Origin of the sequence: Sphingomonas sp. AOB5, assembly GCF_029433115.1 — a bacterium.
Taxonomy (GTDB): domain Bacteria; phylum Pseudomonadota; class Alphaproteobacteria; order Sphingomonadales; family Sphingomonadaceae; genus Sphingomonas.
Genome location: NZ_JARNTV010000010.1, coordinates 58,110 through 79,668, shown reverse-complemented (window position 1 = coordinate 79,668; position 21,559 = coordinate 58,110). Strand labels below are relative to the sequence as shown.

Annotated in this window: 15 protein-coding genes and 1 tRNA gene; 10 read left to right on the top strand and 6 right to left on the bottom strand. The window is 64.6% G+C overall.

Going from position 1 to position 21,559, the window contains the following annotated elements:
- Window positions 1–18: 18 nt before the first annotated feature.
- Together P1X14_RS06835 and P1X14_RS06830 are read right to left on the bottom strand one after the other, a co-directional pair.
- Window positions 19–2,505: a TonB-dependent receptor gene (locus P1X14_RS06835; RefSeq protein WP_277314576.1), complete on the bottom strand. Its 2,487-nt coding sequence runs from the start codon at window positions 2,503–2,505 to the stop codon at window positions 19–21.
- 136 nt (window positions 2,506–2,641) lie between these two features.
- Window positions 2,642–4,246: a sulfotransferase gene (locus tag P1X14_RS06830; protein WP_277314599.1), complete on the bottom strand. Its 1,605-nt coding sequence runs from the start codon at window positions 4,244–4,246 to the stop codon at window positions 2,642–2,644.
- Between the two features lie 453 nt (window positions 4,247–4,699).
- Between P1X14_RS06830 and P1X14_RS06825 the strand changes: the two genes are divergently transcribed.
- Window positions 4,700–5,986, top strand: coding sequence for an amino acid permease (locus tag P1X14_RS06825; RefSeq protein WP_277314575.1), 1,287 nt, complete (start codon window positions 4,700–4,702; stop codon window positions 5,984–5,986).
- Window positions 5,987–6,002: 16 nt separating this feature from the next.
- Window positions 6,003–6,260, top strand: coding sequence for a hypothetical protein (locus tag P1X14_RS06820; RefSeq protein WP_277314574.1), 258 nt, complete (start codon window positions 6,003–6,005; stop codon window positions 6,258–6,260).
- Window positions 6,261–6,272: 12 nt separating this feature from the next.
- Here the strand turns inward: P1X14_RS06820 and P1X14_RS06815 are convergent, their stop codons facing one another.
- Both P1X14_RS06815 and P1X14_RS06810 read right to left on the bottom strand, forming a co-directional pair.
- Window positions 6,273–7,880 carry an NAD(P)/FAD-dependent oxidoreductase gene (locus P1X14_RS06815; protein ID WP_277314573.1) on the bottom strand — a complete coding sequence of 536 codons (1,608 nt, stop codon included), beginning with the start codon at window positions 7,878–7,880 and terminating at the stop codon, window positions 6,273–6,275.
- Between the two features lie 94 nt (window positions 7,881–7,974).
- Window positions 7,975–9,153, bottom strand: coding sequence for an aromatic ring-hydroxylating dioxygenase subunit alpha (locus tag P1X14_RS06810; protein ID WP_277314572.1), 1,179 nt, complete (start codon window positions 9,151–9,153; stop codon window positions 7,975–7,977).
- Window positions 9,154–9,232: 79 nt separating this feature from the next.
- Here P1X14_RS06810 and P1X14_RS06805 point away from each other — a divergent pair, with 79 nt between their 5' ends.
- Window positions 9,233–9,832 carry a TetR family transcriptional regulator C-terminal domain-containing protein gene (locus P1X14_RS06805; RefSeq protein WP_277314571.1) on the top strand — a complete coding sequence of 200 codons (600 nt, stop codon included), beginning with the start codon at window positions 9,233–9,235 and terminating at the stop codon, window positions 9,830–9,832.
- A gap of 128 nt (window positions 9,833–9,960) precedes the next feature.
- Here P1X14_RS06805 and P1X14_RS06800 read toward each other — a convergent pair whose 3' ends face one another.
- Entirely contained in the window at window positions 9,961–11,391 is a 1,431-nt protein-coding gene (locus tag P1X14_RS06800; protein WP_277314570.1) for a M20/M25/M40 family metallo-hydrolase, read from the bottom strand.
- A 56-nt stretch (window positions 11,392–11,447) separates the two neighbouring features.
- On the opposite strand from P1X14_RS06800, the gene P1X14_RS06795 reads away from it, so the two are divergent.
- The 4 genes from P1X14_RS06795 to P1X14_RS06780 all read left to right on the top strand — a co-directional run bounded on the left by P1X14_RS06795 (window position 11,448) and on the right by P1X14_RS06780 (window position 14,499).
- Complete coding sequence (locus P1X14_RS06795) at window positions 11,448–12,728, top strand: amidohydrolase family protein (protein ID WP_277314569.1); 1,281 nt, start codon at window positions 11,448–11,450, stop codon at window positions 12,726–12,728.
- Between the two features lie 59 nt (window positions 12,729–12,787).
- Window positions 12,788–13,486 carry a DUF4386 domain-containing protein gene (locus P1X14_RS06790; protein ID WP_277314567.1) on the top strand — a complete coding sequence of 233 codons (699 nt, stop codon included), beginning with the start codon at window positions 12,788–12,790 and terminating at the stop codon, window positions 13,484–13,486.
- A 54-nt stretch (window positions 13,487–13,540) separates the two neighbouring features.
- A tRNA-Gly gene (locus P1X14_RS06785) sits at window positions 13,541–13,614 on the top strand.
- A gap of 42 nt (window positions 13,615–13,656) precedes the next feature.
- Complete coding sequence (locus P1X14_RS06780; RefSeq protein WP_277314566.1) at window positions 13,657–14,499, top strand: DUF3883 domain-containing protein; 843 nt, start codon at window positions 13,657–13,659, stop codon at window positions 14,497–14,499.
- A 3-nt stretch (window positions 14,500–14,502) separates the two neighbouring features.
- Here the strand turns inward: P1X14_RS06780 and manD are convergent, their stop codons facing one another.
- Window positions 14,503–15,714, bottom strand: coding sequence for a D-mannonate dehydratase ManD (gene manD, locus P1X14_RS06775; RefSeq protein ID WP_277314565.1), 1,212 nt, complete (start codon window positions 15,712–15,714; stop codon window positions 14,503–14,505).
- An 85-nt stretch (window positions 15,715–15,799) separates the two neighbouring features.
- On the opposite strand from manD, the gene P1X14_RS06770 reads away from it, so the two are divergent.
- The 3 genes from P1X14_RS06770 (at window position 15,800) to P1X14_RS06760 (ending at window position 21,530) form a co-directional block, all read left to right on the top strand.
- Window positions 15,800–16,564, top strand: coding sequence for a FadR/GntR family transcriptional regulator (locus tag P1X14_RS06770; RefSeq protein ID WP_277314564.1), 765 nt, complete (start codon window positions 15,800–15,802; stop codon window positions 16,562–16,564).
- A 123-nt stretch (window positions 16,565–16,687) separates the two neighbouring features.
- The gene (locus tag P1X14_RS06765) at window positions 16,688–18,499 is read left to right on the top strand and encodes a hypothetical protein (RefSeq protein ID WP_277314563.1); all 1,812 of its coding nucleotides are present in this window, start codon (window positions 16,688–16,690) and stop codon (window positions 18,497–18,499) included.
- 124 nt (window positions 18,500–18,623) lie between these two features.
- Complete coding sequence (locus tag P1X14_RS06760; RefSeq protein WP_277314562.1) at window positions 18,624–21,530, top strand: TonB-dependent receptor; 2,907 nt, start codon at window positions 18,624–18,626, stop codon at window positions 21,528–21,530.
- The last annotated feature ends 29 nt before the right edge of the window (window positions 21,531–21,559 follow it).

The window sequence follows — 21,559 nt, the reverse complement described above, 5'->3', positions numbered from 1 at the left end:
GGAGAGGGTGCGCGACGATCAGAATTTGGTGCCGACGCGGACGCCGAACGTGGCCGGGCGGATATACACCGCATAGGGCCGCTGCGAGCAGCTGCCGCAGGCCTGGAAGCGCGAGATCTGACCGCGCTCGTCGAACGCATTGGCCAGGAACAGCTCGACCGAGAAGTCGTTGAGCTTCGCGCCGAACGAGAAGTCCGCCGTGGTATAGGCGGGCAGGCGGCCGAGCAGCTGGGCAGGGTTCACCACATTGCCGGTGCCGGCCTGGATCACTGCGGTGCGGATATCCGAAGATGCGCTGCTCTGATGCGCGAGCACGCCCTGGACGAACCAGTCGAGGCCGTTGAACGCGAAGTCGTACCGCGCGGTGATGTTGCCCTTGAACCGCGGCGTGATCGGCAGGCGGGTGCCTTTCGGTGCGGCGATGAAGTTGCCGCCCGCGGTGCAGGCATAGGTCGCATCGTCCGCCGCGCAGAGATTCTTGGTGGTCTTCGCATCGGTATAGGCGCCCGAAGCGGTGAAGCTGAAGCCGTGCGATGAGATGTTCACGTCTGCCTCGATGCCGCGGATGCGGGCGTTCGGGCCGTTGTGGATCTCGGTGAAGCTGTTCTGGCCCAGGAACGAGAACTGGAACTTGTCCCATTCCTGCTGATAGACCGCACCGTTGAAGCGGATCAGTCCGTCGGCCAGCGTCGTCTTCCAGCCCACTTCATAGTTGGTGAGGAAATCGGCCTCGTACGGCGTGATCGTCGCGCGGCGATTGATGCCGCCCGGACGATAGCCCTTCGACCAGGTGGCGTAGAGCATCACGTCTTCGATCGGCTTCCAGGTCAGGTTCAGCTTGTAGAGGAAGCCGTCACCCTCGGTCGACTTGGGGATCAGCGATCCGCCGACAAAGGTGGCCAGATTGGTGCAGGGGCTGCCCGGAACCGCGGCCGGGAGCAACGTGCCGCCCGGATTGTCGCGCAGCTGCGCGCCGGTGGTGGTGTAGCAGCCGGCGACGCCGGTGCGCGAGCTGCCCGCGCCATTGTATGGCGGGCCCGCCGGGTTACGGCCGAAGCCGAAGAACCCGATCAGCGAGTTGTCATACTTGTAGAAGCGGCCGCCCGCGGTGATCGTCAGCGTCGGTGCGATGTCGAAGCTAGCTTCGCCGAACGCGGCATAATCCTTGTCGACGCGCTTCTGCTGGGTGAGCCACAGCGTGCCGGGGAAGCCGTTGACCGAAAGCGCGGGGGCCAGGCCGGTGACGATATAGTCCTGATGGATCTCGTTGCTCTGGCGCTGATAGAAGGCGCCGACCACGACGCGGAACGGCGAATCCTGCGGCGAGGAGACGCGGACTTCGTGGCTCATCTTGCGGAAGTGATCGGTGCCGACGACGCGCTGGCGCGGGTCGATATTGTTGCCCAGGGCGTTCTGCAGATAGAAATAGCCCGCCAGACCGCCGACCGACGAGTAGAGCGAGTCATACGCCTCGGAATAGTCGGTATAGTCGCTCGAGCTTTCGGTGGTGCGGTCGAGATAGGCGCCAGCATAGGTGACGTCCCAGCTGCCGATCCGGCCTTCGATGGTGAGCGCGGCCTGGACGAACCGGTCGTCGCGATATTCGTCGAAGAAGTGCTGGACCATCAGGTCGCCGACACGGGCATCCGATCCGAAAAAGCCCTTCGTCTTACTTTCTTGGTACAGCACCGTCGGCGTGACGGTCCAGTTGTCGTCCAGATCGACCTTCAGCGCGGCGCGGCCGCCCCAGGTGTCGTTCGAGTTGTAGTCATCCTTGGCGAAGGCGCCGTTGTTGACGGTGATGCCGCCCGGAATCGGCCGGAAGCGGCGCAGGCTGTAGACATTGTCGATGTAGCCGCCATCACGCTGATAGAAGCCGACGAGGCGGAGCGCGGCGTTCTGCGACAGCGGAATGTTCAGCATGCCTTCGAGGCGGCCGCCATAATCGCCCTGCGAGACCTTGTTCAGCTCGCTGTCGACGCGGCCATAGAAGTGGCTGGTCTCGGGCTTGTTGGTGATGATGCGGATCGTGCCGGCCTGAGACGAGGCGCCGTAGAGCGTGCCCTGCGGACCCGCGAGGCTTTCGATACGCGCCACGTCATAGACGTGCACGTCGAGCGTGCCGCCGATCGTGGTGACCGGCTGTTCGTCGAGATAGACGCCGACCGAGGGCAGCGAGCCCGAATGGTTGCCGTCGCCGCCCGAGGCGACGCCGCGCATATAGACGGTGGTGATGCCGGGCTGGCTCGTCTGGAACGACAGCGAGGGCAGCAGCTGCGAATAATCCTCGAAATTGGTGACGTTCAGATTGTCGAGGCGCGTCGTGCTGAGCGCCTGGATGCTGATCGGCACGTCCTGCAGGTTCTGTTCGCGCTTCTGCGCGGTGACGACGATTTCCTCGTTCCCGCTCTCCTGTCCGCCACTATCCTGGGCGAAAGCAGGCGCGGCGAGCGCCGATGAGAGCAGCAGGGCGGCAAAAGTGGCGCGGCGCTTGGTAACGTGCATCGGTCGGTCTCCGGCAGAGAGGCTTCTGCTGAGCGGAGAGTGTCACACCCGTAACAACCGTCAATATTGTACGATCGTGCAGCTGTCGTTCGCAGGTGCAGCGTGACAGTTTTGCAACGGTCGCGGGACGTTTCCCTTACGTCGCCGGTGACGAGATGGAGCGCGGCACTGCCGGATAGTCGGTAAGCACGTCGCCCAAGGCCGCTTCGAGCGGGCCGAGCCAGGGCGCGAAGGGCTGCCACGCTTCGGTGCCGTCGCGGAAGATGGGCTGGCGGACCTGCTCCGAACTGGCGGTGCGGACCGCGCGGTCGTTCTTGTGGAATTCGAGGCAGGCGGGTTCGAACTCGAGCCCCAGCGCCGCGAGCAGGGCGCGAACCTGCGCTTCGGTATCGTCGACCATCGCTTCGTAGAACACGCGGTGGACCAGCCCAGGGCGGACCGCATCGACATGCGCCATCAGCCGCACATAGTCGCGATAGTAACGGCCCATATCGTCGAGCGCATAGCTGAAGGTCTGGCCGCGGGCGAAATGCTGCTTGAAGTTAGAGAAGCAGCAGCCGAGCGGATGGCGGCGCGCATCGATGATCTTCGCATTCGGCAGGATCAGATGGATCAGCGGGACATGCGCCCAGTTGTTGGGCAGCTTGTCGATGAAGAAGGGCCGGTCGGTCTGGCGCTGGATCTCGGCGCGCTTGAGATAGGCCTCGCCCAGTTCGCGGAATTTGTGCGGTGCAAGGTGGCCGGTGCCGGAAGGATAGTTCTCGATCCCCCTGACCAGCGCCGGAATGTCGGGCAGCTCGGTGGTGCCTTCGACCTGGCTGTGGCTCGACAGGATCTGCTCGATCAGCGTCGATCCGGCGCGCGGCATGCCCAGGATGAAGATCGGATCGGGCGCATCGCAGCCCAGCCCGATCCCCGCATCGAGGAACTCGGCCGAGTAGAGCGCGATCGAGCGATCGACGAACGCCGCAGTCTCGTCCGCATCGTAGCGGACCCTGGTGCGGCGCAGGCGGTTGCCGGCCTCGTAATGGGCGAAGGCGGTTTCGGCTTGCTTGCGGTCCTCGAACGCCTTGCCCAGTGCGAAATCGAGGTGGAAGCGATCCTCGTCCGAAATGCCGGTTCCCGCCAGCGCACCCTGCATCGCCGCGATATCGGCATCGTCGAACTTCACCGTCTTCAGATTGGCGAGGCTCCACCACACTTCGCCGAGGCCTGGCGCGAATTCGAGTGCCTTGCGATAAGCGGCGACGCCCTCTGCCTGCCGCCCGACGGTCTTGAGCATATGGCCATAGCTCATCCAGACCTTGGGCTGATCGGGCACCGCATCGAGCACCTCGCGATACAGGGCGATGGCTTCATCGAACCCGCCGAGGCGGGCGAGGGCGGCCGCCTTGAGGTTCGCATGGCCTATATTGTCGGGGTCTTCGCCCAGTACCTGATCGAGTTCGGCCAACGCTTCGGTCGGGCGATTGAGGCGGTAGAGGACCAGTGCGAGATTGGCGCGGGCCGCCGTGAAGGCTGGCGACAACTCGACTGCGCGGCGCAACAGGCTCTCCGCATCCTTGTAGCGCCCGATCCGCCCGGCCAGTTCGGCGAGCATGCGGATCGCGGCGACATCGAACGGGTCTTCCTTCAGATGCGCCTTGAGCCGCGGTTCGGCATCGTGGAGCCGGTTGTCGTGCAGCGCCAGCGCGGCTTCGAGAAGGCGGGGGTGATAGCGGGACGCGGGCAAGGGCTGCATTGTTACGGTGTAGCGCGAGATTTGGCGGGGCGTCACCTGCCCAAATCCTCCCCTAAGGGGGAGGTGGCAGCCGGAGGCTGACGGGAGGGGTTTTCTCCACGAGCGGCATCGCCTGTGGAGACTACCCCTCCACCGCTTCGCGGTCCCCCTCCCCCTCCGGGGGAGGATTGTTCATGGACAAAGCCGTCACGCAAACCTCTCCCCGTCGCTGCCGATGGAGTCGCCGGCAAACGTCACAAGAGTCACAATCCCATCGCGTGCACTCGCCCGCTCATGCCCGCCCGCACGCGACTGAGCGTGCTGAAGCGCCCCGCATCGGAGCGATGCAGGTGGTGTGGTGCCGGAAATGGGATCGAAGCTTCGGGCTGCGCTTATAGAACAAATAAAGAACATTGTCAAGCGATTTGTCGGGCGCCGGCTTCCGTGCTTCACTTCCGGAAAGGGGGATCGTCCATGACCGATACTATTGCAAAAGAGGGGCGTCCGTTCGGTTTCTGGACTGCGACCGCGATGGTGATCGGCGGGATGATCGGGGCGGGGATCTTCGTGTTGCCCGCACAACTTGCCCCCTATGGCGCGACCGGCGCAGCGGGCTGGGTGGCGGCGATCGCGGGGGCAGTGGTGATCGCGTGGGTATTCTCGCGGCTGTTCGCAGTACGACCCGAAGCGACCGGGGCGATGGAAGTGGTTGCGGGCGGGCTCGGTCCGCTGCCCGCGATGCTGGTCGCCTGGAGCTACTGGGTGAGCCTGTGGTGCGCCAATGCGGTACTGGCGCTGACCGCGTCGCGTTATCTCGCCGAATTCTGGCCTTGGCTGGGCTCCAGCACGTTGGTTTCCGCATTCGCCGCGCTGGCGATGCTGTGGGCGCTGACGTTGTTCAACCTGCTCGGCGCGCGCGATGTGGGGCGGCTGCAGGTGGTCACCGTGCTGCTCAAGCTGATGCCGTTGGTGGTGGTGGTGTTGATCCTGGCCGGGCTGGCGTTCACCGATCCGGGCCGGTTCGCGACGAACGCGCATGCGCCGTTCGATCCGGTCCAGATCACGCCGGCGCTGGGCCTCGCCTTCTTCGCGCTGCTGGGGTTCGAATGTGCGGGCGTGTGCGCAGAGCGGGTTCGCGATCCGGGGCGGATCATCCCGCTGGCGACGATGGCGGGCGTGGTGGTGACCGGCGCGCTGTACCTGCTGGTGTCGACCGGCATCGTCTATGCGATGCCAGGGCAGGCGCTGGCGGATTCGGGCGCGCCGATCGCGCTGTTCGTCGGCGAATTTCTGGGGAGCAAGGCAGGGCTGCTCGCCGCCGCGTTCGCGATGATCTCGGCGCTGGGCTGCCTGAACGGTTATGTGCTGCTGGTCGGCGAAGTACCGCTCGGTATGGCGCGATCGGGATTGCTGCCACGCTGGATGGCGCGCACCAGCAGCCGCGACGTGCCGGTGGCGGTGATGCTGATCGCCAGCGCGCTGGCCAGCGTGCTGATCCTGAGCAATGCGTTCCGGACACTGTCCGGGCTGATGACGTTCATGCTGAACATCACCGCCGCGGCGACCATCTGGCTTTATCTGGGCGCCTGCGCCTCGGCGTGGGTGCAACGCGTGGCGCGGCCTTGGGCGGCACTCGGGTTTGCGTTCTCGATCTGGGTCATGATCGGTACCGGGTGGGAGGCTGCGGCGTGGAGCGTGGTGCTGATGCTCAGTGCGGTGCCGCTATATTGGTTGCGAGGACGGGCCGCCGCCGCAGCGTAGATCGAAGGAGGTCGCGATGCTGACGGATGCGCAGGGCGATTATCTCATGCTGCTTCTGTTTGTGGGGCTGCTCGGGGCGGGCACTTATGGCTTTGTCCAGGCGTTGCGCGACGGATCGATGGTCGTTGGCAAAGGCAGAAGCGGCCTCCCCACCGAAACCGTGATGCGAGACGAGAATCCGCGTCGCTTCCGGCGGTACCTGATCTGGTGGGCACTTCTGTTGCTGATCGTCGCCGGGCTGCTGGTGCTGAAGGCCGCAACGATGGCGCTGTAGAGGCGGGGCGGCCTACCCCAGCAGCCAGCCCAGCACGCTACGATCCCGCAAAATCTCATGCGCCGCATTATGCCCCGGCGCGCCGGTGACGCCGCCGCCCGGATGGGTGCCTGCGCCGCACATGTAGAGGCCCTTGATCGGTCCGCGATAGTCGCCATGGCCCAGTACCGGCCGCGCGGCCCAGAGCTGATCGAGCGACATATGGCCGTGCATGATGTCGCCGCCGATCAGGCCGAACTTGCGTTCGAGATCGAGCGGTGAGTGGATCTGCACACCGAGGATCGACTTGCGGAAATTGGGGGCGTGCTTCGTCACCGTGTCGATGATCAGGTCGGCGGCCTTGTCCTTCTCGTCGTCCCATGAGCGACCGTCCGGAAGCACGGGTGCGAATTGCTGACAGAATAGCGAGGCGATGTGCTGGCCCGGGGGCGCCAGCGTATCGTCCACGCTGGTGGGCAGCTTCATCTCGACGATCGGCTCCTTCGACCAGCCGAACGCCTTGGCGTCGGTGAAGGCCTTGTCCATGTAATCGAGGGTGGGTGAGATGATGATCCCCGCGGTGTGATGCTCGGCCTTTTCCTTGCCGGGGAGGACGGTGAAGTCGGGCAGTTCGGAGAGGGCGACGTTCATGCGGAACGTGCCCGAGCCTGCCTTGAAGTTATCCATGCGGCGGGCGAATTCGGGCGACATGTCGCTGCGGTCGACCAACTGGCGATAGAGCAGGGCGGGGCCGGCGTTCGACGCGACGATCTTTGCCGCGATCTCTTCGCCGCTTTCCAGCTTCACGCCGGCGACCCTGCCGCCATCGACCAGCACCTTGGCGACCGGGGCTTCGAGGCTGATCTCCACGCCCATATCGGTGCAGGCCTCGGCCATATATTGCGTGATCGCGCCCATGCCGCCGACCGAGTGGCCCCACATGCCCTTCTTGCCGTTGATCTCGCCGAAGACGTGGTGGAGCAGGACGTATGCGCTGCCGGGCGTATCGACGCTGGCATAGTTGCCGACGACCGCGTCGAAGCCGAACGCGGCCTTCACATATTCATTCTCGTACCAGCTATCGAGGAAGTCGCGGGCGGACTTGACGAACAGGTCCATCACGTCGCGCTGCGCCTCGATATCCATGCCGGCGAGGCGGCGGCCCTGCGAGGCGGCGGCGAGGAGGGCGCGGACGCCGCTGCCGGCATTGGGCGGGGTCTTGAGCGCGAGATCGCGCAGGACCTCGGCGACGCGTTCGAGCGCTTCCTCGTACTTGGGGAAGGTTTCGGCATCCTTCGGGCTGAAGCGGGCGAATTCGGCCTGGGTGCGCGCGGTGCCGCCGCCGAGCTTCAGATAGCCGCCCTCGTGCGGGAAGAAGTTGCTGATCGTACGCTCGATGATCCGCCAGCCGCGCTCGTGCAGGCGCATGTCCCTGATCACCTTGGGACGGAGCAGGCTGACCGTGTAGCTGGCGGTGGAGTTGCGGAAGCCGGGGTGGAATTCCTCGGTCACCGCGGCGCCGCCGACGATATTGCGGCGTTCGAGTACGCGGACCTTCAGGCCGGCCTTGGCGAGATAGAAGGCGCAGACGAGGCCGTTATGCCCGCCGCCGATGATGAGTGCGTCGTAAGTCTGGGTCATCAACACATCCGTTCGTTTCGAGCGAAGTCGAGAAACCTGGGTCGGTACTCCGTCACCGTGTCTCGACTTCGCTCGACACGAACGGTGGGTAGGTTCAGGTGGCGGATCTCGGCCGTCGTGACCATCCCGCAGGCGGCGGCGTGTGCTGCCTTGCCTCGGGGATCAGCCCGCGGATCTTGCGCGCGAAGCTGCGCAGGCAGACTTCGCTCTGGCCGAGCGGGCCGACGGTGTAGCTCTTGCTCGCCATGCCCTTTTGCACATTGGTGATCAGCCAGGTGTCCTCGGCATTGACCATGCGGTTGATCCGCCAGTTGGCGTAGCGGACCAGCTTCATTTCGCGGCGGTCATCGGGGAGCGCGAAAGCCATTTCGCGCAGCACGCATTCGGTGGGGCTGATCGGCAGCCATTGCATGAAGTCGATCTGGTCCGAATAGATGTCGAACGCCTGGTTGGGCCACAGCTTGTAATAGAGCCAGAGCCGCTGGTTCTCGTCGGGCAAATGCGGCGCGCGGGGGAGGTGCTTCTGATAGACGCCCTCCCAGAAGTTCGAGCGCGGGCTGTCGGCGAGCAGGCCGGACATCTTGTCGACCCAGGGCTGGGCCTCGATCGCATAGCTCTTGCCGAACAGGCGCGTCAGCCCCGGATGCGCGACCGGGATGTGCAGGCCGTCGGAATAATTGTCGCCGACATTCTTCCAGTTCACGTCGCGCTCGCGCAGGCGGACCGGGCTGATCGTGCGCATGTCCTCGAAGCGGTAGGGCGCGACTTCATGGTCATAGGGGGCCATCATCTCGGCGACCGAAGGCCCGCCGCGATCCTCTAGCCGGACGAAGACGAAGCCGCGCCAGATCTCGATGTCCACGGGAGCGAGGCCGTGCTTGCTGGTGTCGAGGCCAACGTAATCGGACTTGGACGGCACCCCGGTCAGGCGGCCGTCGGCGTCATAGGTCCAGGCGTGGTAGGGGCAGACGAGCTTCTTCGCGCAGCCGACAGGTCCTTCCACCAGCCGCATCGCGCGGTGGCGGCAGACATTGGTGAAGCCCTTGATCGATCCATCCTGCTGGCGGATCGCGATCACGCTCTCGCCGATATAGTCGAGCGTGTGATAGTCGCCGGGATTGGCGATATCGCTTTGGTGGCAGACGATCTGCCATGAGGGGCGGATGACGCGATCCAACTCGACCTGATAATATTCCGGGTCGGTATAGAGCCAGCCGGGCAGGCTGAGACCGTCGTCCGGATCGGTGCTGGCATCGGCGAAGCTGTGCGCCATCGGCGGTCCTTATGGTTGTTGTACGATCGTATAACGGAAAAGCCTGACTTCGACAAGGCGAGGGGCTAAGGTGCCCGTAATGGCCACCCGAAGCTATACCCGAGCCGAACCCGATGCGCGCCGGCAGAGCCTGATCGAAGCGGCGGCGCGGGTGCTGGCCGAGCGTGGCGCGGCGGGGGCTTCGGTGCGGACGATCTGCGCCGAGGCTGGCGTATCGCCGGGGCTGTTGCGGCATTATTTCGACGGCATCGATGCTCTGATCGCCGAGACCTATGCCTGGACCGATGCGCAGGTGGACGAAGCGCTGGCCGAGGCGGTGGCAGCGGCCGGGGCGGATCCGCGGGCGCGGCTGATCGCCTATGTCACCGCCAGCTTCCGCGCACCGATCGCCGATCCGAAGCTGTTGGCGACCTGGATCGCATTCTGGAGTCTGGTGAAGGCCAAGCCGGATATGGAGCGGCTGCACGGCGAGATCTATGCCGGGTATCGCGCGGGGCTGGAGGCGCTGCTGACCGAATGCGGGATGCCCGCGGGCGACGTGCGGCTGGGCGCGGTGGGGATCACCGCGCTGGTCGACGGGTTGTGGCTGGAGCTTTGCCTGGCGCCGGGGACCTTCAGCGCGGAAGAGGCCAGCGGGATTGCGGAGAAGTGGATCGGGGGCGTGCTCGCGCCCTCATAACAGCACCTCCCCAGCGAAGGCTGGGGTCCAGTTGCGATGTCGGAGTTGGAGAGGTTCGCCCTCCGTTATTGCCACCTCTGCAACTGGGCCCCAGCCTTCGCTGGGGAAGGAAAGAGGGTTTAAGCGCCCTACTTCGCCAGTTCCATCAGCACCGTCCGGTAGAACACGATCGACGGGGCGATCTCGCTCAGCGGGGTGCGTTCGTTCAGGCCGTGGGCGAAGGCGTCGCTGTTCTTCATGAAGATCGGGCTGATGCCATAGCTGGGCACGCCGCGTGCACGGAAGTGCATTGAGTCCGTCGCGCCTGCCGACATGACCGGGACGATCGGCACGCCGGGGAAGCGGACATGGACCGCCTTGGTCACCAGCTTCATCAGATCCGGGCGGAGCGGCGAGGCGTCGCTGGCCAGTGCGCCGCTGTCGATCTCGTGGATCTTCATCTCGGGATCGCCGACGACCTGCGTGAGCGTTGCTTGCACATCGGCGACCTTGACGCCCGGGAAGATGCGGCAATTGACCGTCGCCACTGCGCGCTGGGGCAGGGCGTTGGGGGCGTGGCCCGCGGTGATCATCGTCGCGACGCAGGTGGTGCCGGTCTGGCCGATATAGGAGGGTTCGGCGCGCAGCACGGCCGCCGCTTCCTTGTCTTCGGGATTGGCGACGTAGCGGCGCATCGCCTCGGCCATTTTCGGATCGGCATTGGCGGCCGCCGCGGTCAGGCTGGCGCGGGTGATCTCGTTGATCTGGGCGGGGAATTCGTACGCGGCGATCTTGTCGAGCGCGCGGGCGAGCGAATAGATCGCATTGGCCTTGCGCGGGGCCGAGCTGTGCCCGCCGGGATTGGTGAAGGTCAGCTCGAAATCGGCATAGGTCTTTTCCGCGCCCTGCACGCCGAACACGACCGGCTTGCCGGCTTCGTCCAGCTCGCCGCCGCCGCCATCGATGTTCAGCAGCAGCTCGGCATCGTGATAGCGCTCGGCGAGGATCGCGGTGGTCTTCATCGTCGTCTCCTCGTCGCCCGAGAGGAGCAGGATGATGTCGCGGCGCGGCTTGAACCCTTCGCGGCGCAGCTGGATCAGCGTGGCGACCATCGTCGAGAGGTCGTACTTCATGTCGCTGGCGCCGCGGCCCCAGATATAGCCCTTCTCGATCACCGCAGTGAACGGATCGCGATCCCAATCGGCGGGCTTGGCCTCGACCACGTCCATATGGCCGGAGATATAGATCGGCTTGAGATTGTCCTTAGCCGTGCCGCGGTAACGCGCGACGAGGAAGGCGGTGTCGCCGACGCGTTCGACGATGATGTCATCCGCGGAGAAGCCGGCTTCGACCAGCACGCCCTTCAGATATGTCGCATATTCGAAGGTCTGGTTGCCTTCGCCGATCACGGTGCGGAAGCCGATGCCGCGCTTCAGCAGCTCGACCGCCTGTGCCTCGGCCTGCGGATATTTGCCCGGCGGGATGGGCGCTTCGTAGGCAGGCTTTTGCGCATGCGCGACGCCTGCGAAGCCGGTGGCGAGCGCCACTGCGAGGAAAGCCCCGAACCCGCGATGCGCCATGCCTTGTCTCCTTGTTGAACGAGCGTAAAGTTAGGCGAGGCCGTGGGGGAATGGCAATGCGTGAAGTGTTTCGCTGGATCGCCTTTTGTGTCTGCCTGTCGCTGGCGATGCCGGCCGCGGCGGCGGAGATCCGCTATGTCCGCGCGGGCAAGCTGATCGACGTGATCGCGGGACGGGTGCTGACCGACCAGTTGATCCGCATCGATGGCGAGCGGATCGCGGGCATCGGGCCATGGACCGGCGCACCCACCGACGGGCCGGTGGAGGACTGGTCGGGCTATACGGTGATGCCGGGCCTGATCGACATGCACACGCATCTGGCCGATTTCGCGGGCTTCGACATGGGCGGCGTGCTGATGAAGACGCAGGCCGAGGCAGCGCTGGTCGGCGTCTATAATGCGCAGGCGACGCTGCGCGCGGGCTTCACCACGGTGCATGACGTGGGCTGCTATCGCGGGCTGACCGATGTGGCGTTGCGTGATGCGATCAACATGGGCTGGACTCCGGGACCGCGGATGAATGTGGTCGGCGCCTATATCACCGTGCCGGGTGGCGGCGGCGACATCACCGGCTTCGCGCCCGATGTGCCAATCCCGTTCGACATGCGGCTGGGCGTTATCCGGTCCCCCGAAGAAGCCCGCGAGCGGGTGCGCTTCCTGTTCCAGAAGCGGGTGGATTCGATCAAGCTGATCGCATCGGGCGCAGTGCTGGCGATGGGCAGCGAGCCGGGGCGGCTGGAGCTTTCCGAAGCCGAGATGCGCGCGGCGGTGGCCGAAGCGCGTGAGAATGGCGGCTATGCGACCGCCCACGCCCATGGCGCCAAGGCGATTATCGCTGCGATCCGGTCCGGCGTGCGATCGATCGAGCATGCCTCGCTGATCGATGCCGAGGGGATCGCGCTGGCCAAGTCGCAGGGCGTGTGGCTGGTGATGGATATCTATAACGGCGATTACATCGACAAGGAGGGCCGCGCGAAGGGCTGGCCCGCCGAATATCTGCGCAAGAATCTGGAGACGACCGAATTGCAGCGCACCGGCTTCACCGCGGCGCTGAAGGCCGGGGTGAAGATCGCCTACGGCACCGATGCCGGCGTCTATCCGCATGGCCAGAATGCGATGCAGTTCGCCTACATGGTCCGTTACGGCATGACGCCGATGCAGGCGATCCAGTCGGCCACGGTAGTGGCGGCGCAACTGCTGCGCTGGGAAGGCGATGTCGGCGCAGTGGCGGTGGGCCGCTATGCCGATCTGGTCGCGGTGAAGGGCGATCCGCTGAGCGATATCCGGGTGCTGGAGCGGGTCTCGTTCGTGATGAAGGGCGGGGTGGTCGTCCGCTAGTGTATTGATTGAATAATACACATATGCCATGATCCTCCGGCTGAGGCATGGAGGGCATGATGGCTTCGAACGCTGCGACGGCGCGGATTGCGGGTCTGCTCTATCTGATCGTGGTGGCGACGGGCATCTTCAGCCTGGCCTGGGTGCCGTCGGTGATCGAGGCGAGCGACGATCCGGCGACGGTGGTGGCTGCGATCCGCGAGCACGAGACGCTATTCCGGCTGGGCATCGCGGCGGGCTATCTTTGCTACACCGCGTTCCTGATCCTGCCGCTGGCGCTGTACCGGTTGCTGGCCCCGTATGGGCGGACCGCGGCGGCGCTGATGGTCGCGCTGGCGGTGGCGAGCGTGCCGATGTCGTTCGGCAATCTGGTCCACCGGATCGATATATTGTCGCTGCTGGGCGAGGAGGCTTCGTTGCGCGGGCTTTCGGCCGCGGACGTGAACCTTCAGGTGATGGTGGCGCTGGAGCATTACTGGAACGGGATCTTCGCCTCGAAGATCTTGTGGGGCCTGTGGCTGCTGCCGTTCGGCTGGCTGGTGGTCCGCTCCGCGGCGATCCCGCGTGTGCTGGGCGTGCTGCTGATGGCGGGATGCTTCGGCTATCTGATCGCTTTCTTCGGCAGGCTGCTGGTGCCCGGGTACAGCGAGTTGCCGTTCATCGGCTACGTGTCGATGCCCGCGACGCTGGGGGAGATCGGGAGCTGCTTGTGGCTACTGGTGATGGGCGCACGGGAGAGGGAAGCCGTGGCGCACTGAGCCGGACTGTTGACCAGCCGGGCATGACCGTGCCACTGGGCCGTCACGCGCCAAGCGGGTGTAGCTCAATGGCAGAGCAGAAGCTTCCCAAGCTTACGACGAGGGTTCGATTCCCTTCACCCGCTCCAGCTGAACGTGACAGCATCGAAGTTTCATCCTAGCTTTCCCGAATGGCTGACAGCGATTGGAGCGACGAGCAGAACGATGCGGTCGTCGCCGATTATTTCGCGATGCTTGCCGATGATGAAGCCGGGATACCGTACAACAAGGCCGAGCATAATCGGCAGTTGCAGCTGATCATTGATCGCCAGCGCGGCTCAATCGAGTATAAACATCAGAATATCAGCGCAGTGCTGAAGGGCCTGGGAGAGGTTTGGATTCCAGGCTACAAGCCAGCGTTCAACTATCAGGGATCCTTGGCCGACGCGGTCGCTCGATGGCTGGCGAGGCACCCTGAATGGCTGTCTCCGGTTACTCGAATGGCCTTGGCACCGGCCTTATCGCGAGTTCGCGAGGAGACTGCGCTGTGGATCGGGCCACCGCCGACGCATAGCAACCTTCCGCCGCCTGACGAGCTAGAGCAAATGATGGCGATCGCGCGCAAATACGATGTCGCCGAGCGAGACGCGCGTAATCGCGCGTTGGGCCGTGCGGGTGAGCAGCGGGTATTGGCGCATGAACGCGTGTCGCTTGCTAATGCTGGCCGGCCGGACCTTGCCGAGCGCGTCCGCTGGGTGGCCGACCTCGATGGTGACGGCGCGGGTTATGACATTGCGAGTTTCGACCCCAATGGTCGCGCGCGGCTGATCGAAGTGAAGACCACGAATGGCTGGGAACGAACTCCCTTCCACATCACTCGCAATGAACTCGCCGTGGCGGACAGTCACCGGGAGAAATGGCGACTCGTGCGGCTATGGAACTTCGCGCGCGAGCCACGAGCATTCGAAATATGCCCGCCGCTCGATGCACATGTGTCGCTGACGCCGACGAGCTTTCAGGCCAGTTTCAATTAACCCTCACCAGTTGAACATCGTCCCGTCCTCGAGCCGGTTCACCGGCAGGTACGCGCGGTTATATTCGTACCCCGCGGCCAGTTTCTCGTCGATGTCGACGCCAAGGCCGGGCTTGTCGCCGGGGTGCATCAGGCCGTCCTGGAACGAATAGGCGTGCGGGAACACCGCGTCGGTTTCCGGCGTGTGGCGCATATATTCCTGGATGCCGAAATTCGGGACCGAGATGCCGAAATGCAGCGCGGCGGCCATCGAGACCGGCGACAGGTCGGTCGCGCCGTGGCAGCCGGTGCGGACCTGATACAGGTCGGCAAGGCCCGCGATGCGGCGCAGATGGGTGATGCCGCCGGCATGGACCACGGTGGCGCGGATATAGTCGATCAGTTGTTCCTCGATCAGCTGCTTGCAGTCCCAGATCGAGTTGAAGATCTCGCCCACCGCGAGAGGCGTCGTGGTGTGCTGACGGATCAGGCGGAAGGCGGCCTGATCCTCGGCGGGGGTGGCGTCCTCGAGCCAGAACAGGCGATAGGGTTCGAGATCCTTGCCCAGCCGCGCAGCCTCGATCGGGGTGCAGCGATGATGGACGTCATGGAGCAGGTGCAGATCCCAGCCCAGCGCGTCGCGGCCCTTCTGGAAGAGTTCGGGGACCGAGCGGAGATATTTGGAGGTGGACCAGCAGGTCTCGTCGGGCAGATTGCCCTTGGCCGGCTCGTAATAGAAGCGCTCGCCCGACACGCCGTAGGTGGCCTTCAGGCCGGGCACGCCCGATTGCAGGCGGACGGCCTTGTAGCCGAATTCCAGATATTCCTGCGCGCGCTCGATGGTTTCGGAGATATCGCTACCATTGGCATGACCATAAACCATGCAGCCTTCGCGGCTGGCGCCGCCCAAAAGCTGATAGACGGGCAGGCCCGCGAGCTTGCCCTTGATGTCCCACAGGGCCATGTCGACCGCAGCGATGGCCGACATGGTGACCGGGCCGCGGCGCCAGTAAGCGCCCTTGTAGAGATACTGCCAGATATCCTCGATCCGGTGTGCGTCGCGGCCGATCAGGCAGGGAATCACATGGTCCGTCAGATAGCTGGCCACCGCCAGCTCGCGCCCGTTGAGAGTCGCGTCGCCGACACCGTACACGCCCTGGTCGGTCTCGATCTTCAGCGTGATGAAGTTTCTGCCTGGGCACGTCACGATGACGCGGGCGGAAGTGATGGTTGGCAAGGCAGCATTCCCCGGGAGTGGTCAGACCAATATCGGCTGTCCGGCCTGATTGTGTCAACCGGCGAGATGTGGGAAACAGTCACATATGAAAATCACCGGCAACAAGCTCTATCAGAAGGTCGCGGCGTCGATCGCGGAATCGATCGAGGATGGGCGCTGGTCGCCGGGAACGCGCCTGCCCGGCGAGCGCGACCTGGCCGAGGAGTATAAGGTCAGCCGTCCGACCATCCGCGAGGCGATGATCGCGCTGGAAATGCGCGGCTGGATCGAGGCGCGGCACGGCTCCGGTCTGTATGTCACGCGGCGCGACCATGGCCCCGGCCGGCCCGAGGACGCGCTGGAATATGATATCGGCGCGTTCGACCTGACCGAGGCGCGCATCCTGTTCGAAGGCGAGGCGATCGCGCTGGCCGCGGTGACGATCAGCGACGAGCAACTGGCGGAGTTGCAGGGAATCCTGGAGGAAATGGGCCAGGACGACGAGGCTGCGGTGATGGACGCCGACCGCCGTTTCCACCTCGCCATTGCTTCCGCGACCGACAATGCGGCGATCCGCGGCGTGGTGGAATATCTGTGGGAGCTGCGCGCCAAATCGCCGCTGAGTGCCAACATCTTCGCTCGGGCGAAGAAGGGCGGCATCACGCCGCGAATCGAGGAGCATCGCCCGATGGTGGAGGCGCTGCGCGCCCGCGATCCCGAGGCGGCGCGCAACGCGATGCGGGCGCATCTGCGCACCGTGGTAGACGACCTGCTGGAAGCGACCGAACTGGAAGCGATGGAGCGCGCGCGTAACGAGATCGACGCGCGTCGCGACAAGGTTTCGCGCCGGCTCAACATCGGGGCCGCTTGACCCGGGACAACAGGTAAGACTAATTGGCCTGACCAAAATGGGAGAGGCCAGTTGCGGAGTCGCAGCCTGAAAGCGTTTCTGTGCGCCGGTGTTTTTAGCGCTACCTTGCTTGGCGGCGCGCCGATGGCGGCCGCGCAGATATTCGACATGGGGCCGCATGGCAGCGCCTATGTCTCGCCCCCGCCGATGAACGCGACCATCGAGGGGCGGCTGATCCCGCAACTCGAGGGGCTGCTCCACCAGCTGCTGCGCGACCGGCGTGAGCTGAAGATCGACGGGCAGGGTGTGTTCGGCAGCGGCGACAAGTTCCTGCCGGGCAAGATCGCGGTGGGGCTATCCTATCTGCTGCTCGACACGCCGCGCACCGATCCGCGCTTCGCCACCTATCTGGCGGGCTATCGCGACATTGCCGACATGACGCTGGGCGATACCAACGACAGCTGGGGCATCTATTACTACATCTCGGCGCTGCATTCGCTGAAGGAAGCCGGGCTGCTCGATCCGGCGGTGCGGCCGCAGACGCTGGCGAAGCTGAAGGTGCAACTCGACTGGCGGCGCTTCGTCGATCCGGCGACGCTCAAGCTGATCAATTTGCCCAATAATTATTACGGCGTGGCGTTCAGCGTGGCGCGGTTGCGCTTCCTGCTAGGGTGGGAAGATGCGAGCGGCAGCGAGGCGCTGCTGGCGAAGATGCTCGATCATTATCGCACCTATTCGGGCGAGTTCGGCTTCGCCGATGAGACCGAGGGCGATGGCCGGTTCGACCGTTACTCGGTGCTGCTGATCGGCGAGATCGCGCAGCATTTCATCGAGACTGGCATGACGCCGACGCCCGAGGTCAAGGCATGGCTGCGCCGTTCGGCCGAGCTGATGCTGTTGCGCGCGAACATGACCGGCGAGGGCTGGGAATATGGCCGCAGCATCGGCGCCTATGGCGAGACCGCGATGCTGGAAGTGCTGACCGCCGCGGCGAAACTTGGCGTGCTGAGCGATGACGAGCGCGACATGGCCTATGCCTGGTCGAGCCGGATCGCGGCGCGCTATGCCGATTTCTGGCTCGATCGCACGACCGGTTCGGTCAATCTGTGGGACGGCGGGCGACGCACCGACGCCTATCGCGGCAAGCACCGGATCCTGGGCGAGAATCTGAGCCTTGCGCGGCAATATATCTATACCAACGCGATCTGGAACGAGCTGGGATATAAGGGCAGGGCGACTGCGCCGGGCTATGCCGGCTGGCTGAATACGCTGCCCAAATCGACCTTCACATGGTTCGCGAAAGGCGAGCATGACCGCGCGCTGCTGACGATCCGCGACCGCGGGCATGTGATCGGGCTGCCGCTGATCAACGGGGCGGTGGGGCAGCATATGCACAGCCCCTATTTCCCGGTGCCCTATTCCGCGGGGATGCTTTCGGGATCGGCGGACGCACAATATCCGCACCTCGTGCCGCGCTTCACCTTGGCCGATGGCAGCGTGCTGATGCCGCTGGCATGGTTCCGTGACGTGACCTACCGGACCAGTGGCCAGACCAGTATCGTCACCTATCGAATGACGGCGATGGACCGCATGGGCAAGCCCGATGCCGAGCAGGACGCGCGGCTGACGGTGGAGACGCGCTACGAATTTTCGCCGGGAAAGATCACGCGAACCGACCGCTACAGCGCACCCCGGCCGATCACGCTGAAGGCGATTGATATGGAGTTCGCCAGCTTCTCCTCGGGCGCTTCCGCTATGGGGAATGACATTCGTTTCGCGTCGGGCGACGTCACCGGGTTCAGCGCATCCGGGGCAGGGGACTGCACCGCCGCGCCGGTATCGGATCCCAAATACCGGGCGCCGAGCGGGGCGTTCGCGACTCGCGTCGCGTGCAGCCGCGGGGCGATGCGCCTCGACCGTCCGCTGACCATCAGCTGGACCCTCACCTATCGCTGAAAGCCCTTGATTTGCCCGGCCCGGCAGGGTCGATCAGGACAATTGGGTTGACACCGGTAACATATTGGCCTTACCAAAATCGCAAGACCCGGTAACGGGCGAACTTACCTTCAGGGGGATTGGAATGTCTGAACGTCGTTTTGCCGCTGCCGGCCGCACTGCACTTAAGGGTCTGCTTCTCGCCACCGCTTGCGCCGCGATGCCCGCCTGGGCCCAGGATGCGCAGGACGAGACGCCCGCGGTTCAGGAGGACGAAGCCATCGTCGTCACCGGTGCGCGCGCGACGCAGCGCAACTCGATCGACGTGAAGCGCAATGCGGACGTGGTGCTGGACGGTATCGTCAATGACGAGATCGGCGCGCTGCCCGATAACAGCGTGGGCGACACGCTGGAGCGCATCACCGGCGTTTCGGCCGACCGTTTCAAGGGCAATGCCAACGAGCTTTCGGTGCGTGGCCTGGGGCCGACGCTGAGCTTCTCGACCTTCAACGGCCGCGAAGTCTCGACCGCGGGGCCGGATCGTTCGGTCGCGTTCCAGCAGTTCCCGTCGGAACTGGTCAACGGCGTGCTGGTCTACAAGACGCAGCGCGCGGACTTCCTCGAAGGCGGCATCGGCGGCGTGATCGAGCTGCGTTCGCTGCGCCCGCTGGAATATGGCAAGCGCCGCATCCAGGGCGAGTTCCGTGGGTCGTTCCTGCCCAAGGACGACGACATCATCGGCCGCGACGGCCTCGGCTATCGCGCGAACCTTTCCTATGTCGACCAGTTCCGCACCGGGATCGGCGATATCGGCATTTCGATCGGCGTGCAGCGGCAGGACGTCGCCGCGCCGGAGGATTACTACAACGGCAATGCGGTGTTCGTGCCGTGCAACACCTATGCGACCAACGGCACGCTGGTGACGGGCACGACCGCGGTGCTCAACGCCGCGGGAGCCAATTCCAACTGCCAGGTTGGCGCGGCGCCCCGCACCGGCATTGGCGAGACGATTGGCGATACCTATTACGCCACCCAGTCGCGCAGCTTCCGCCAGCAGCGCACCCGCGAACTGCGCAACGCGGTGATGGGCACGCTGCAATGGCGGCCGACCGAGACGCTCGATATCGCGTTCGACGGTCAATATTCGAAGCGTGAATCGACCGAGGAGCGCAACGTCTTCGCGATTGCCGAGGGCCTGCGCGGCCTGCGTCCCGAGATCGTCGGCGACGGCAGCAACGGCTATTCGGATGGCGCGCTGATCAAATTCTCGGGCAACTCCAACCTCGAGAACCAGCTCGAGCTGCGCGAGCGCGACGAGGAATATTATGGCGGCGGCGCCACGGTGACCTGGCGTTCCGGCCAGTTCTTCATCACCGCCGACGGCTCCTTCTCGAAATCGCACCGCACCGAGACGCAGCGCGCCACGCGCATGCGCTCGACCACCCGCGTCGGCTACACGCTCGATTATTCGAACAGCCCCGACGTGCCGATCGTCACCTTCAACAATTTCGACATCACCAATCCGGCGAACTTCAACGCGTCAGCCGCCAACGCCGTCTATGCGCGCAATCGCTTCGTGACCGACCGCGAGGACGACATCTATGCCGGCCGCGTCGACGCGCAATATGATTTCGAGAACAGCTTCATCACCTCGATCAAGGCCGGCGGGCGCTTCTCCGAGCATACCCGCACGCTGGACGGCAACGCCAACACCGATCTGAACACTATCGTCGGCTATGGCGGGATGACCCCGGCGCAGATCATCGCCAAGGCGAACACGGATTGCCGCACGGCCTTCCCGACCAAGAGCTATTTCGGATCGACCAACACCAACGTCACCAACTGGGCGACGTTCGACAATGCCTGCCTGTTCCGCACCTTCACCGGCAGCGACAGCGCATTGGCCCTGCCGACCGAGACACGCGATCCGGGCGACATCAATGTCCGCGAGCGGATCAAGGCCGGCTACGTCATGGCCAATTTCCAGGGCGATCTGGGCGCCACGCACTTCAGCGGCAATGCCGGCGTGCGCTATGTCCGTACCGATATCCGCTCGGTCGGTTACCGCCTGCCGTTCCGCGTGACGATCGATACCGCGGCGGACAACTACACCGTCGCCGCCGACCCGACTGGGGCGATCCGCACCGATGTGTTGACCAGCAGCTATGAATATTGGCTGCCCAGCCTGAACGTGTCGTTCGAGGTCACCCCGAAGTTCAAGGTGCGCCTGGCCGGTTATCGCGCCCTGTCGCGTTCGCCGATCGAGAGCTTTGGCGCGGGCATCAACCTGAACCCGACCGCGGGCACCGACGCCGACAATATCGTGTTCAACGCGACCAGCGGCAATCCGGGGCTGAAGCCGCTGCGCGGCTGGAATGCGGACGCCAGCTTCGAATTCTACCTCTCGCGCGACACTTTGTTCTCGGTCGCGCTGTATCACAAATGGCTGGTCGGCACGGTGATCTCGCGTTCGGAAGCGATCCCGACGACGATCAACGTCACCACCGTTGTGGATGGCGGCACCCCGACCAACCGCGATTACAACATCAACCTGATCGCGCCTTCGAACGATCCGGAGACGCGGCGTCTGTACGGCATCGAGCTGACCGGCAGCCATGCGTTCAACTGGCTGCCCGCGCCGCTCGACGGGTTCGGCGTGCAGGGCTCGCTGAACGTCGCCTTCGCGAACTTCCAGTATCCCGATACGTCGACGCTGATCGCCTATATGGAGCCGAGCAACCTGATCGGCCTGTCCAAGTACGTCGCCAGCGGCACGGTCTATTGGGAGAAGAGCGGCTTCTCGGTTCGCGCCGCCTATCGCTACCGCTCGCACTATTACAAGCCGAATGGCGGCACCAACCGCAGCGTGCAGGATGCCGGCTATCTCAACCTGTCGGCCCAGTATGACATCACCAAGAACATCCAGCTGAAGTTCCAGGTGCTCAACGTCACCAACACCAAGGACGTGTTCTACAAGGGTGGGTACGACAGCATCGCCGAGGTGAGCGAGAGCGGGCCGCAATATTATTTCGGCGCGCGGTTCCGGTTCTGACGGGGCGCGAGGGGATATGCGCATGCGCC

Coding starts and splice junctions, on each gene's coding strand:
- P1X14_RS06770 (WP_277314564.1), top strand. CDS start 15,800: ATGAAAATCACCGGCAACAAGCTCTATCAGAAGGTCGCGGCGTCGATC.
- P1X14_RS06815 (WP_277314573.1), bottom strand. CDS start 7,880: ATGACCCAGACTTACGACGCACTCATCATCGGCGGCGGGCATAACGGC.
- P1X14_RS06805 (WP_277314571.1), top strand. CDS start 9,233: ATGGCCACCCGAAGCTATACCCGAGCCGAACCCGATGCGCGCCGGCAG.
- P1X14_RS06800 (WP_277314570.1), bottom strand. CDS start 11,391: ATGGCGCATCGCGGGTTCGGGGCTTTCCTCGCAGTGGCGCTCGCCACC.
- P1X14_RS06835 (WP_277314576.1), bottom strand. CDS start 2,505: ATGCACGTTACCAAGCGCCGCGCCACTTTTGCCGCCCTGCTGCTCTCA.
- P1X14_RS06765 (WP_277314563.1), top strand. CDS start 16,688: ATGGCGGCCGCGCAGATATTCGACATGGGGCCGCATGGCAGCGCCTAT.
- P1X14_RS06810 (WP_277314572.1), bottom strand. CDS start 9,153: ATGGCGCACAGCTTCGCCGATGCCAGCACCGATCCGGACGACGGTCTC.
- P1X14_RS06820 (WP_277314574.1), top strand. CDS start 6,003: ATGCTGACGGATGCGCAGGGCGATTATCTCATGCTGCTTCTGTTTGTG.
- P1X14_RS06780 (WP_277314566.1), top strand. CDS start 13,657: ATGGCTGACAGCGATTGGAGCGACGAGCAGAACGATGCGGTCGTCGCC.
- P1X14_RS06760 (WP_277314562.1), top strand. CDS start 18,624: ATGTCTGAACGTCGTTTTGCCGCTGCCGGCCGCACTGCACTTAAGGGT.
- P1X14_RS06790 (WP_277314567.1), top strand. CDS start 12,788: ATGGCTTCGAACGCTGCGACGGCGCGGATTGCGGGTCTGCTCTATCTG.
- P1X14_RS06825 (WP_277314575.1), top strand. CDS start 4,700: ATGACCGATACTATTGCAAAAGAGGGGCGTCCGTTCGGTTTCTGGACT.
- P1X14_RS06795 (WP_277314569.1), top strand. CDS start 11,448: ATGCGTGAAGTGTTTCGCTGGATCGCCTTTTGTGTCTGCCTGTCGCTG.
- P1X14_RS06830 (WP_277314599.1), bottom strand. CDS start 4,246: ATGCAGCCCTTGCCCGCGTCCCGCTATCACCCCCGCCTTCTCGAAGCC.